The following is a 12,644-nucleotide window of genomic DNA, read 5'->3' as shown; positions in this document are numbered from 1 at the left end:
TGTTGAGATCTCCAAAACCCCAACAGGATAAGCCGAAAGGCCGGAAGCGTGGCTGTCCCTCAATCATCACCTGCATCTCAGTGATCCGTTCTCTCAGCGGACGCGGTCTCTTTCATGCCACCTCCTTTTGCGAAAACACTGCTCGATAAGAGAGGGCGCTGCCCGCCAAAAGGCAAGGGAGCCGCAAAAAGAATCAATCGCCTCCAGGCCGGCCCCTGAGCTTCTTGATCTCCCCGCGACCCGACTTCTCCTTGAGACGCCGCTCGACGGAGCCGCGCGTCGGCTTGGTCTTCTTGCGCGGCGGCGGCGGGGGTTCGGCAGCCTTCAGGATCAACTCCTTCAGCCGCTCGCGCGCATCCTCGCGGTTGCGCTCCTGGCTGCGAAAGCGGCTCGCCTCGATCATCAGCACGCCCTCTTTCGAGGCGCGCTTGCCGGCGATCTTCAGGGCGTTGGCCTTGATGCGATCGGAAAGCGCCGGAGACGCCTGGACGTTGAAGAACAGCTGAACGGCGGTCGACACCTTGTTGACGTTCTGCCCGCCCGGGCCACCGGCCAGCACGAATTGCTCCGTCAGCTCCCAGCCGGCAAGGACGATATTGTCGTTTATGTAGAGCGGGTCGCTGGCCATGGTTCACCTCGGCCCGATCTATGGCACAGAGCGAACCCGTTGAAAACACTGCGGCGCCGCGCGTCTCATCAGAGGCGCAAAGGTCGCCGTAGCACTCTGGCTCGCCTTAGATCGAAGAGGATTTAAAGGGACATAGAGCAGACGCGAAAGCGAAAAACCCGGCCACAAGGACCGGGTTTCACGTGAATCATAGCCGACAATGTTTATTCGGCGGCGATCTTCGTACCGGGAGCCGCGTCGCGAACGCTGCCGTCCACATGGCTCTCGAACTTGGCGAAGTTCGTGATGAACATGTCGACCAGGCGGCGGGCCTGTGCGTCATAGGCTGCACCATCGGCCCAGGTCGAGCGTGGGTCGAGGATGCCGTCGTCGACGCCCGGGACCGAGACCGGAACGGCAAAGCCGAAGTTGGCATCGGTGCGCAGTTCCGCAGCGTTCAGCGAGCCGTCAAGCGCGGCCGCGAGCAGAGCGCGCGTTACCTTGATCGGCATGCGGCTGCCGGTGCCGTAGGCGCCGCCGGTCCAGCCCGTGTTCACCAGCCAGCAGGTGACGCCGTTCTTGGCGATCAGGTCCTTCAGCAGGTTGCCGTATTCCGACGGGTGACGCGGCATGAACGGTGCGCCGAAGCAGGTCGAGAAGGTGGCTTCCGGCTCGGTAACGCCCTTTTCCGTGCCGGCGACCTTGGCGGTGTAGCCGGAAAGGAAGTGGTACATCGCCTGTTCCGGCGTCAGCTTGGCAATAGGCGGCATCACGCCGAACGCATCGGCGGTCAGCATGATGATGGTGCGCGGCTGCGGTGCGGTGCCGGTGGCGCTGGCATTCGGGATGAAGTCGAGCGGATAGGCGCAACGGGTGTTTTCCGTCAGCGAACCGTCGTCGAAATCAGGAACGCGGCGCTCGTCAAGCACGACGTTTTCCATGACGGTGCCGAAGCGGCGGGTCGTGGCGTAGATTTCCGGCTCGGCGGCTTCCGACAGGCGGATCGCCTTGGCGTAGCAGCCGCCTTCGAAGTTGAAGACGCCCTGCTCGCCCCAGCCGTGCTCGTCGTCGCCGATCAGCGTGCGGGTCGGGTCGGCCGAAAGCGTCGTCTTGCCGGTGCCGGAGAGGCCGAAGAAGATCGCGGTGTCGCCGGCCGGGCCAACGTTTGCCGAGCAGTGCATCGGCATGACGCCCTTCTTCGGCAGCAGGTAGTTGAGAACGGTGAAGACCGACTTCTTCATTTCGCCGGCATAGGACGTGCCGCCGATCAGGATCAGGCCGTTGGTGAAGTCGCAGGCGATGACCGTCTCGGTGCGGCAGCCGTAGCGCTCCGGATCTGCTTTGAAGCTCGGCAGATCGATGATCGTCAGCTTCGGCAGGAAGGAGCCGAGCGCTTCGCGGGCTGGGCGAATCAGCAGATTGCGGATGAACAGCGAATGCCAGGCGTACTCGGTAACGACGCGCGTCGGCAGGGCGTTGTCGGCATCGGCGCCGCCAACCAGGTCCTGCACGTAGAGCGACATGCCTTTGGCGTGCTCAAGCATATCCTTGCGCAGCAGGGCAAAATGCTCCGGAGACATCGGCTTGTTGTTGTCCCACCAGATCTGGTCGTCGGTGTTCGCATCGCGAACGACGAACTTGTCCTTCGGCGAGCGACCGGTGTGCTGGCCGGTACGGGCGACGAGCGCACCGTGTGCCGTCAGCTCAGCCTCGCCGCGGCGAAGAGCTTCCTCATAAAGCTCTGCGGCTTCGAGGTTGTACCGAACCGTTTCCAGGTCGATAAAGCCGAGTTTTTCCAAGCCGTTCGCGAGATTGCGAGTGCCGAGTTGCTCCATGGTCAAGCTTCCTTCGTGTTTGGCCATTGGCGTTGAATTTCGCCGGACCTTACTTGCATGCTCGCTCAAAAACAAGGCGACGTCAAAAAAAAGAATAATGATTTCAGTATATTAATCGATTTAAAGAAAATTATCGTTTTTTTAATCGGTTGAAATCGGCCTGTCGAACACCGATCTGACGGGACCTATCCTATCGTCACGACAGGTGCTTTTTGGGCTTCGCCACAATTTGTTCCACCTTTATACTCACTAACGCACCCGTGACTCGCGAATGCCGGAGTTTTCGGGGACGGGACCGGCACCTCAAAAGACGGAGTTGAACACGATGCAGACCATCGCGCTTGTCGATGATGACCGGAATATTCTGACGTCCGTATCCATCGCCCTGGAGGCAGAAGGCTACAAAGTCGAGACCTATACCGACGGCGCTTCCGCGCTCGAAGGCCTGCTCGCCCGGCCGCCGCAGCTTGCGATCTTCGACATCAAGATGCCGCGTATGGACGGCATGGAACTGCTGCGCCGCCTGAGGCAGAAGTCGGACCTGCCGGTGATCTTCCTCACCTCCAAGGATGAAGAGATCGACGAACTCTTCGGCCTGAAGATGGGCGCCGACGACTTCATCACCAAGCCGTTTTCGCAGCGCCTTCTGGTCGAACGCGTCAAGGCGATCCTGCGCCGCGCCGCCAACCGCGAAGCCGCGGCCGCCAATCCGAACAATACCGTCAAGGCAACCGACGCGCCGTCGCGCTCGCTCGAGCGTGGGCAGTTGGTGATGGATCAGGAGCGCCACACCTGTACCTGGAAGAGCGAGCCGGTGACCCTGACGGTGACGGAATTCCTCATTCTTCATTCGCTGGCGCAGCGCCCGGGCGTGGTGAAGAGCCGCGACGCACTGATGGACGCTGCCTATGACGAACAGGTCTATGTCGACGACCGCACCATCGACAGCCACATCAAGCGGCTGCGCAAGAAGTTCAAGATGGTCGACAACGACTTCGACATGATCGAGACGCTTTACGGTGTCGGCTATCGTTTCCGGGAGAGTGCCTGAGCCTCGGGGCTTGCCATCGAGCCCAGAGTGGCGCATTTGAAGCGGCGCGATGGTGATGGCCTCATCTGAGGCTCGACACGATCTCCGCCGTCTTCGGATCAAAACCATGGAAGGCGGCGCAACCGGCCGGCAGCGCCGCCGCTATCGAACGATTATGAAGGACAGTCCGCGCGGGAGCGGGACATTTGGTAGAAGTCTTGCACGGCGACATTGAAGACACTGACGGGCGTGCCCAGGCACTGAAGGGCCAGCGCCGCTGGGCGCATCCCTTCACGCTCATTCGTCGTCTCTTCGGCAATGCCGTCTTCTCGAGCCTCACCCGCCGTATCGTCTTCTTTAACCTGGTAGCGCTCGTCGTTCTGGTCGGCGGCATCATGTACCTCAACCAGTTCCGCGAGGGGCTGATCGACGCGCGCGTCGAAAGCCTTTTGACCCAGGGCGAAATCATCGCCGGCGCGATCTCCGCTTCCGCCTCGGTCGATACCAATTCGATCACCATCGATCCCGAAAAGCTGCTGGAACTGCAGGCCGGCCAGAGCATCACGCCGCTGCCGAGCGACGAGGATCTCGACTTCCCGATCATCCAGGAGCGTGTCGCGCCGGTTCTGCGCCGGCTGATCTCGCCGACGCGCACCCGCGCCCGCCTGTTCGACGCGGACGCCGACCTGCTGCTCGATTCGCGCCATCTCTATAGCGGCGGCCAGGTGCTGCGCTTCGACCTGCCGCCGATCGAGCCGGAGGCGACGGGCATCGGCGAAAAGCTCAACAGCTGGCTGAACAAGCTTTTGCAGCCGGGCAACCTGCCGCTCTATAAAGAACCGCCGGGTGGCAACGGCTCGATCTACCCTGAGGTGACCAATGCGCTGACGGGCGTGCGCGGCTATGTCGAGCGCGTTACCGAGAAGGGCGAGCTCATCGTTTCCGTGGCCGTGCCCGTCCAGCGCTTCCGCGCCGTTCTCGGCGTGCTCCTGCTTTCGACCCAGGCCGGCGACATCGACAAGATCGTCCAGGCCGAGCGCCTCGCCATCATCCGCGTCTTCGGCGTCGCGGCGCTCGTCAACATCATCCTGTCGCTGCTTCTGTCGTCGACGATCGCCAATCCGCTGCGCAGGCTTGCGGCAGCAGCGGTGCGCGTGCGCCGCGGCGGCGCCAAGGAGCGCGAGGAAATTCCCGACTTCTCCTCGCGCCAGGACGAGATCGGCAACCTCTCGGTCGCGCTGCGTGAGATGACGACCGCGCTCTATGACCGGATCGCCGCGATCGAAAACTTTGCCGCCGACGTCAGCCACGAGCTGAAAAACCCCCTCACCTCGCTGCGCAGCGCCGTCGAGACGCTGCCTTTGGCGCGCACCGACGAATCGAAAAAGCGGCTGATGGATGTCATCCAGCATGACGTCCGCCGCCTCGACCGCCTGATCAGCGATATCTCGGACGCTTCGCGTCTCGACGCGGAACTTGCCCGCAGCGACGCCAAGACGATCGATCTCGAAAAACTCCTCGGCGACCTCGTCGATATCTCGCGCCAGGTCCGCAGCAAGAAGAAGGCGGTACTGCTCGATTTCGTCATCGACCGCAAGGACAGCCCCAAGGCGCGCTTTGCCGTCAGCGGCTACGACCTGCGCATCGGCCAGATCATCACCAACCTGATCGAAAACGCCCGTTCCTTCGTTCCCGAGGACGGCGGGCGGATCGTCGTGCGCCTCACCCGCTCGCGCTCGCGCTGCCTCGTCTATGTCGAGGACAACGGCCCGGGCATCCAGGCCGAAGACATCGACCGCATTTTCGAGCGCTTCTATACCGACCGGCCGGAAGGCGAGGATTTTGGACAGAACTCCGGCCTCGGGCTGTCGATCTCCAGGCAGATCGCCGAAGCCCATGGCGGCACGCTCAAGGCCGAGAACATCGCCGGACCGGATGGCCATATCACCGGCGCGCGCTTCGTCCTGTCCCTGCCCGCCGAGCCGCACGCGTGACAACGGCCCGCGCCAATGTCCACGGCACCGCAATCGTGCTCGGGACACGCGGCTTCCTGCTTACCGGCCCGTCCGGCAGTGGCAAATCCAGACTGGCGCTCGCCTGCATCACGGCCGCCCGGCAGACCGGACATTTCGCGGCGCTCGTCGCCGACGACCGGGTGGATCTTGCGCTCGAACACGACCGGATCGTGGCGCGCTGCCCGCCCTCCATTCACGGCCTCATCGAAATCCGCGGCGCCGGCATCGGCACGATCGAAACCGTGCCTGCCGCCGTCATGGACTGGGCCATTCTGCCCGTCGCCGCCCCATTCGACCCGCGGCTACCGCCCGAAGACGAGACATTCCCCCTGCCACTCGGGCGCGTATTGCCGATTGTTCGCGTTCCCGTTGAAGAAGGCGCCCAGGTTCTCAATATTTTGCAGGCGCTCATCGCTGAAAAAATAGGTTTCTAGCCCGATTTACCGTCAGCGCGACCGGAATTTCGGCATTTTTGGCTTGCACTTCCCCTTTTCCTTGCCAAGATGCCCTCCCCAACAGGTGGACGAAATTGCTGCATTGCGATATCTGGCCATCAGTGAATTGCGTGTGCAGTTGGAGCGAAGATACCCATGATCGGACTTGTGCTTGTCACCCATGGCAAGCTGGCTGAGGAATTTCGACATGCGCTTGAGCATGTTGTCGGTCCGCAAAAAGCTATAGAGACCGTCTGCATCGGCCCCGAGGACGACATGGACCAGCGTCGGCAGGATATCCTCGACGCGGTCACCAATGTCGACGAAGGCAACGGCGTCATCATTCTCACCGACATGTTCGGCGGGACCCCCTCCAACCTCGCCATCTCGGTGATGCGCAGCGGCACCGTCGAAGTGATCGCCGGCGTCAACCTGCCGATGCTGATCAAGCTTGCCGGCGTGCGCGGCGAGAGCGACATGGACAAGGCACTTGTCGAGGCCTCCGAGGCCGGGCGGAAATACATCAACGTCGCCAGCCGCGTCCTGAGTGGAAAGTAATGGATCACCGCCCCGACATGTCGCTGACGCGCGAACTGCTGATCATCAACAAGCGAGGCCTGCATGCGCGGGCGTCAGCAAAGTTCGTGCAGACGGTTGAGGCCTATGACGCCGAGATCACCGTTTCGAAGGACGGCATGACCGTTGGCGGAACCTCAATCATGGGGCTGATGATGCTGGCCGCCAGCACCGGCTGCAGCGTTTGCGTGACCGCCAGCGGCGCGCAGGCCGAAGAAGCCCTGAACGCGCTCGACGCTCTGGTCGCCGACAAGTTCGGCGAAGAAATCTGACGGCAATATAAAGATATAAAGACTTCTTTATATCGAGGTTGCTCTCCACCCTGAATCCTGATAGATCGGTCGCACTCTCACCGCGTCGTATAGGCGTGGGAGGCATAATCGCGCCGCGGAGATGGCCAAGGCCGCGCGGCTTGAAGAGATCAGCCCGGAGAACTCCATGACCACCACTCAGGACTACATCGTCGCCGACGTCGGACTTGCCGATTTCGGGCGCAAGGAAATTGCGATCGCCGAAACGGAAATGCCGGGCCTGATGGCCTGCCGCGAAGAGTTCGGCGCTTCGAAGCCGCTGAAGGGCGCGCGCATCACCGGCTCGCTGCACATGACCATCCAGACCGCCGTCCTCATCGAGACGCTGGTCGCGCTCGGCGCCGACGTACGCTGGGCTTCGTGCAACATCTTCTCGACCCAGGACCACGCCGCAGCCGCGATCGCCGCCAGCGGCGTTCCGGTCTTCGCCGTCAAGGGTGAGACGCTCGAAGAATACTGGACCTACACGGACAAGATCTTCCAGTGGGCCGACGGTGGCGTCTCGAACATGATCCTCGACGATGGTGGCGACGCCACCATGTACATCCTGCTCGGCGCCCGCGCCGAAGCCGGCGAGGACGTGCTCTCCAACCCGGGCTCCGAGGAAGAAGAAATCCTCGTCGCGCAGATCAAGAAGCGCCTTGCCGCTTCGCCGGGCTGGTTCACCAAGCAGCGCGACGCGATCAAGGGCGTGACCGAGGAAACCACCACCGGCGTCAACCGCCTCTACCAGCTCCAGGCCAAGGGCCTGCTGCCCTTCCCGGCGATCAACGTCAACGACAGCGTCACCAAGTCGAAGTTCGACAACAAGTACGGCTGCAAGGAATCGCTGGTCGACGGCATCCGCCGCGGCACCGACGTGATGATGGCCGGCAAGGTCGCCGTCGTCTGCGGTTACGGCGACGTCGGCAAGGGTTCGGCCGCCTCGCTTTCCGGCGCCGGCGCCCGCGTCAAGGTCACTGAAATCGACCCGATCTGCGCGCTCCAGGCCGCCATGGACGGCTTCGAAGTCGTCCAGCTCGAAGACGTCGTCTCCTCGGCCGACATCTTCATCACGACGACCGGCAACAAGGACGTCATCCGCATGGACCACATGCGCGAGATGAAGGACATGGCGATCGTCGGCAACATCGGCCACTTCGACAACGAGATCCAGGTCTCGGCTCTGCGTAACCTGAAGTGGACGAACATCAAGCCGCAGGTCGACATGATCGAGTTCCCGAGGGGCAACCGCATGATCCTGCTTTCGGAAGGCCGCCTGCTCAACCTCGGCAACGCCACCGGTCACCCGTCCTTCGTGATGTCGGCCTCGTTCTCCAACCAGGTCCTGGCCCAGATCGAGCTCTTCACCAAGGGTGAGAAGTACAAGAACGAGGTCTACGTCCTGCCCAAAGCGCTCGACGAGAAGGTCGCTCGCCTGCACCTCAAGAAGCTCGGCGCCAAGCTTTCGGAACTTTCCGAAGAGCAGGCCGACTACATCGGCGTGAAGACGCAGGGTCCGTTCAAGGCCGAGCACTACCGGTACTAATCCTTACCCGGGCAATCCACAACATCTTGTGGCCGCGTTCTTGACAAGGGAGCGCGGCCGCTTTTTTGGGCCTCTCCCTTCCCGACGATTCGACTAGGAAGTATGCTCTAACCCATTGATTCGTGATGCCGGTGCGGACCTTGGGCATCGCGGATGGGATGTCTTGTCGAATTAGCGGCAAACAGACGGAGACAGACCGGGGATGCAATCGGAACTGACGCGGACCCTTGAACAGGGCCCCGGTGGAACTGTGCAAGGCGCAGCAAGGCCGGCAGCACCCTTCGGACAGACGGGGATGGCAGCGCCATGAACAAAGACCACACAGATTTTCCGGTCATCCGCCGCAAGGGTCCGAAATTCCTGCGCCGCCTTTTGGCCGGCACCGCCCTTTTCACCGCCACGGATGCTCTCGCCCAGGTTGTCCCGCAAAAGGCCGGCATCTTCGGCTCGTCGGAGGTCGTCACCTTTTCCGTGCTGATCGGCGTCATTTCCGCTGCGATGATCTCGGCGATCTGGCTGATCCGCCAGCGCGGCAACATCGAGGCGGAAAACCGCGAGCTTAGGTCCGACCTTTCCGACGCCAACCAGCGCCTCTCGCGCTACCAAGCGCTGGTCGCCGACAAGAACCGCCGGATCGTCATCTGGGACGGGCTTCTCGAACGCGCCGAACTGCTCGGCCAGCTGCCGGCGGAAACCGGCGCGCCTTCCGACGACCGCGACTTCCTGGCCTTCGGCCGCTGGGTCAAGGCGCAGTCTGCAGGCGAGCTCGAAAAATCGATCGAGGCGCTTCGCACCCAGGCGCGCAGCTTCGATCTCGTCATCGAAACGCAGCGCAATGAAGTGCTGGAAGCCCAGGGACGCGTTTCCGGCGGCCGCGCCTTTGTGCGCTTCATCGCGCTCAACAACATGCGGGCGGAGCTCGCCGAACTGAAGCTCGAACACGACCGGCTCAATATCGCGCTTCGCTCCTTCCATACACTCCTCGACGCAATCGACCTGCCCGTCTGGCAGCGCGGCACCGACGGCGCGCTCGTCTGGGTCAACGAAGCCTATGCCGACGCCGTCGAGGCACCCGATGTCGCCACCGCCGTCGCGGAAAAGCGCGAGTTGCTTGCGACCGTTGCGCGTGAAAAGATCCGGTCGGTCTCGACGTTCGATACGCCTTTCCACGACAAGGTCTCGACCGTCGTGCGCGGCAACCGCACCTTCTTCGACGTCGTCGACGCCCGCAGCGCCGCCGGTTCGGCCGGTATCGCAGTCGATATTTCGGGGATCGAGGCCGTGCGCGAAGAGCTCAACCGCACGCTCAAGAGCCATGCGGAAACGCTCGACCATCTGGCGACGCCCGTCGCGATCTTCGACGGCAACCAGCGTCTGCAGTTCTACAACCAGGCCTTCCAGCGCCTGTGGAACCTCGATATCGGCTTCCTGGAGCGCAAGCCGGACAATGGCGAAGTGCTCGATCGGCTGCGCGCCGGCGGCCAGCTGCCGGAACAGCTCAACTGGAAACAGTGGAAGGCGAACGCACTATCGGTCTACCAGGCGCTCGATACACAGAGCGACCTTTGGCACCTGCCGAACGGACAGACATTGCGCGTCTTTGCCACCGCCCGCCCGCAGGGCGGCGTTACCTGGGTGTTCGAGAACCTGACCGAGAAGGTCGACCTCGAAACGCGCTACAACACCCTCGTCCAGGTCCAGGGCGAAACCATCGATCACCTGGCCGAAGGCGTAGCGGTGTTCGGCCCGGACGGCCGCATCCGCCTGTCGAACCCGGCGTTTCGCGCGATCTGGGGCATCAGCGAGGCTGAAGCCAAACCCGGTACGCATATCAAGGCGATCGAGCAGGCCTGCCTGATCTCCTACGACCAGCCCGACGGCTGGAAGCGTTTCACCCACATCATCACCAGCTTCGACGACGAGCGGCCCTCCAGCCGCGGCATTCTCGAACTCAGGACCGGGCTGATTCTCGACTACGCGGTCATCCCGCTGCCGAACGCCCAGACGATGCTGACCTTCGTCAACATTACCGACAGCGTCCGGGTCGAGCGCGCGCTCACCGAAAAGAATGAGGCGCTGCGCAAGGCCGATGCGTTGAAGAACGACTTCGTCCACCACGTCTCCTACGAGCTGCGCTCGCCGCTCACCAACATTATCGGTTTTGCCGATCTCTTGAAAACGCCGGCTTTCGGCGACCTCAACGAGCGCCAGGCAGAGTATGTCGACCATATCGCCACGTCGTCGTCGCTGCTTCTGACGATCGTCAACGACATCCTCGATCTTGCGACCGTCGACGCCGGCATCGTCCAGCTCGACCTTGCCGACATCAGCCTCACCGATTTCCTCGATGACATCGCGTATCAGATGGCCGACCGTCTGACCGAAAGCGGCGTGACGCTCCGGATCGCCGCACCCGATAATCTCGGCCGGATGGTCGCCGATCAGCAGCGCCTGAAGCAGATCTTCGTCAAGCTGCTCACCAATGCCGCGAACTTCGCCCCCGATGGCAGCGTCATCGAACTGGCGTGCCGCCGCGAGGGCAGCGACTTCATCTTCTCGGTCTCCGACAGCGGCCCCGGCATTCCGCAGGACGTGCTCGACACGGTCTTCAACCGCTTTGAAAGCCACGGTCAGCGCGGCGGCGCCGGCCTCGGGCTTTCCATCGTCGAGAGCTTCGTCAGCCTGCATCACGGCACGGTCTCGATCCGCAGCAAGGAAGGCGAAGGCACGGAAGTGACCTGCCGCATCCCTTCGGCCGACGTGCCGTCCACCGTCGCGGCCGAATGATGCCGGCGATCGAGCGCCATCTTGCAAACGAGGCGGCAACGATCGAGCTCGGCGAGGACCTGGCGCTCGCCCTGAAGCCTGGCGACTGCGTCGCTCTTTCGGGCGATCTCGGCGCCGGCAAATCCACACTGGCGCGCGCCTTTCTGAGGGCCGTCGCCGATGACGACGGCCTGGAAGTGCCGAGCCCGACCTTCACGCTGGTCCAGAGCTACGACTTGCGCATACCCGTCGCGCATTTCGACCTTTACCGGCTGGCCGATTCCAGCGAGCTTGACGAACTGGGCTTCGATGAAGCCCTGTCGCAGGGCATCTGCCTGGTCGAATGGCCGGAACGGGCGGACGACGCCCTCCCTTCACGTCGCATCACGCTTGCGATCACCCACGAGAAGGACGGGCGACGCGTCGAAATTTCGGCGCCTGATGACACGCTGCAGCGCATCGCCCGAACGCTTTCGATCCGCGAGTTTCTCGATACGAACGGGCATTCCAAGGCGCGGCGCCGGCACCTGAGCGGCGACGCCTCGATCCGGGCCTATGAGCGCATTTACCCGGCGGACGGTTCCGTTAGCCGGATTCTGATGGATTCGCCGCGGCACAAGCCGGGCCCGATCCTTCAGGACGGAAAGTACTATCAGCAGCTGGCGCATATCGCCGAAGATGTCGTTCCCTTCGTCGCCGTCGACCAGATGCTCATTGCCCGCGGCTTTGCGGCGCCTGAAATCTACGCCCGCGACATCGACCAGGGCATCCTCTTGATCGAAGATCTGGGCTCGGACGGCGTTCTCGATGCGGACGGAGAGCCGATCGACGAACGCTACATCGAGAGCGCGCGGCTGCTTGCCCGCCTGCACTCGGAACCGGCCGCGGCCGAGATCAAGGTCGAGCCGACTGTGATCCACCGCATTCCGGATTTCGACCGGACGGCGATGAAGATCGAGACGCGGCTTTTGACCGACTGGTATCTGCCCTGGAAACGCGGCGCGCCGGCAAGCGACGACGAGAAGCGCGAATATGGAGAGATCTGGGACGGCCTGATCGACCTCCTGCAGACATCCGAAACGAACCTGCTGCTGCGCGATTTTCACTCGCCGAACATCATCTGGCGCGGGGAACGCGAAGGTCTGAACCGGATCGGCCTCATCGATTTCCAGGACGCAATGATCGGTCCGACCGCCTATGACGTCGCGTCCTTGGTTCAAGATGCCCGCGTCACCATCCCGCCTTCGCTCGCAAGCCGGATGATGGACGCCTATCTCGCCGAACGGCGCGCGGGTGGTAGCTTCGACGAGGCAATGTTCCTTCGCGACTGGCACCTGATGTCGGCCCAGCGCAACTGCAAGCTCGTCGGCATCTGGGTGCGGCTGATGCAGCGCGACGGCAAGCCCGGCTACATGAAGCACATGCCGCGCACTTTCGCCTATCTTCAGGCGGCGCTTTCACATGAATCGCTGAAACCCTTGCACGACTGGTGTATGAAGACCGGAATCCTCGTTTCCGAATCAGCGAACTGACAGAGAATCA

General features: G+C 62.6%; 10 protein-coding genes. 8 read left to right on the top strand and 2 right to left on the bottom strand.

Annotated features, from left to right (window positions below; genetic code table 11):
• Positions 1–193: 193 nt before the first annotated feature.
• Together arfB and IB262_RS17580 are read right to left on the bottom strand one after the other, a co-directional pair.
• Positions 194–628, bottom strand: coding sequence for an alternative ribosome rescue aminoacyl-tRNA hydrolase ArfB (gene arfB, locus IB262_RS17585; RefSeq protein ID WP_034801693.1), 435 nt, complete (start codon positions 626–628; stop codon positions 194–196).
• 203 nt (positions 629–831) lie between these two features.
• Positions 832–2,442, bottom strand: a complete 1,611-nt coding sequence (locus tag IB262_RS17580; RefSeq protein ID WP_034801700.1) for a phosphoenolpyruvate carboxykinase — start codon at positions 2,440–2,442, stop codon at positions 832–834.
• Between the two features lie 325 nt (positions 2,443–2,767).
• Between IB262_RS17580 and chvI the strand changes: the two genes are divergently transcribed.
• From chvI to tsaE, 8 genes are all read left to right on the top strand, one after another.
• Positions 2,768–3,493: a two-component system response regulator ChvI gene (gene chvI, locus IB262_RS17575; protein ID WP_034801691.1), complete on the top strand. Its 726-nt coding sequence runs from the start codon at positions 2,768–2,770 to the stop codon at positions 3,491–3,493.
• A 239-nt stretch (positions 3,494–3,732) separates the two neighbouring features.
• Positions 3,733–5,466: a sensor histidine kinase gene (locus IB262_RS17570; protein WP_218685636.1), complete on the top strand. Its 1,734-nt coding sequence runs from the start codon at positions 3,733–3,735 to the stop codon at positions 5,464–5,466.
• Positions 5,463–5,921: a serine kinase gene (locus tag IB262_RS17565; RefSeq protein WP_060608922.1), complete on the top strand. Its 459-nt coding sequence runs from the start codon at positions 5,463–5,465 to the stop codon at positions 5,919–5,921. Before IB262_RS17570 ends, IB262_RS17565 begins: the two co-directional genes overlap by 4 nt.
• 156 nt (positions 5,922–6,077) lie before the next feature.
• Positions 6,078–6,479 carry a PTS sugar transporter subunit IIA gene (locus tag IB262_RS17560; RefSeq protein WP_034801684.1) on the top strand — a complete coding sequence of 134 codons (402 nt, stop codon included), beginning with the start codon at positions 6,078–6,080 and terminating at the stop codon, positions 6,477–6,479.
• The gene (locus IB262_RS17555; RefSeq protein ID WP_043624332.1) at positions 6,479–6,769 is read left to right on the top strand and encodes an HPr family phosphocarrier protein; all 291 of its coding nucleotides are present in this window, start codon (positions 6,479–6,481) and stop codon (positions 6,767–6,769) included. Before IB262_RS17560 ends, IB262_RS17555 begins: the two co-directional genes overlap by 1 nt.
• A gap of 166 nt (positions 6,770–6,935) precedes the next feature.
• The gene (ahcY, locus tag IB262_RS17550) at positions 6,936–8,336 is read left to right on the top strand and encodes an adenosylhomocysteinase (protein WP_112977281.1); all 1,401 of its coding nucleotides are present in this window, start codon (positions 6,936–6,938) and stop codon (positions 8,334–8,336) included.
• A gap of 306 nt (positions 8,337–8,642) precedes the next feature.
• Complete coding sequence (locus tag IB262_RS17545) at positions 8,643–11,123, top strand: PAS domain-containing sensor histidine kinase (RefSeq protein ID WP_112977267.1); 2,481 nt, start codon at positions 8,643–8,645, stop codon at positions 11,121–11,123.
• Complete coding sequence (gene tsaE, locus IB262_RS17540; RefSeq protein WP_112977280.1) at positions 11,123–12,634, top strand: tRNA (adenosine(37)-N6)-threonylcarbamoyltransferase complex ATPase subunit type 1 TsaE; 1,512 nt, start codon at positions 11,123–11,125, stop codon at positions 12,632–12,634. Before IB262_RS17545 ends, tsaE begins: the two co-directional genes overlap by 1 nt.
• Positions 12,635–12,644 lie beyond the last annotated feature (10 nt).

It is taken from the genome of Ensifer sp. ENS02, from assembly GCF_014851885.1.
GTDB lineage: Bacteria > Pseudomonadota > Alphaproteobacteria > Rhizobiales > Rhizobiaceae > Ensifer > Ensifer adhaerens.
The sequence above is the reverse complement of the archived record's forward strand: the minus strand, read 5'-3'. Positions and strand labels throughout refer to the sequence as shown.

Excerpts from the sequence above, each read along its gene's own strand:
- arfB (WP_034801693.1), bottom strand. The coding sequence starts at position 628 with ATGGCCAGCGACCCGCTCTACATAAACGACAATATCGTCCTTGCCGGC.
- IB262_RS17580 (WP_034801700.1), bottom strand. The coding sequence starts at position 2,442 with ATGGAGCAACTCGGCACTCGCAATCTCGCGAACGGCTTGGAAAAACTC.
- chvI (WP_034801691.1), top strand. The coding sequence starts at position 2,768 with ATGCAGACCATCGCGCTTGTCGATGATGACCGGAATATTCTGACGTCC.
- IB262_RS17560 (WP_034801684.1), top strand. The coding sequence starts at position 6,078 with ATGATCGGACTTGTGCTTGTCACCCATGGCAAGCTGGCTGAGGAATTT.
- IB262_RS17555 (WP_043624332.1), top strand. The coding sequence starts at position 6,479 with ATGGATCACCGCCCCGACATGTCGCTGACGCGCGAACTGCTGATCATC.
- ahcY (WP_112977281.1), top strand. The coding sequence starts at position 6,936 with ATGACCACCACTCAGGACTACATCGTCGCCGACGTCGGACTTGCCGAT.
- IB262_RS17545 (WP_112977267.1), top strand. The coding sequence starts at position 8,643 with ATGAACAAAGACCACACAGATTTTCCGGTCATCCGCCGCAAGGGTCCG.
- tsaE (WP_112977280.1), top strand. The coding sequence starts at position 11,123 with ATGCCGGCGATCGAGCGCCATCTTGCAAACGAGGCGGCAACGATCGAG.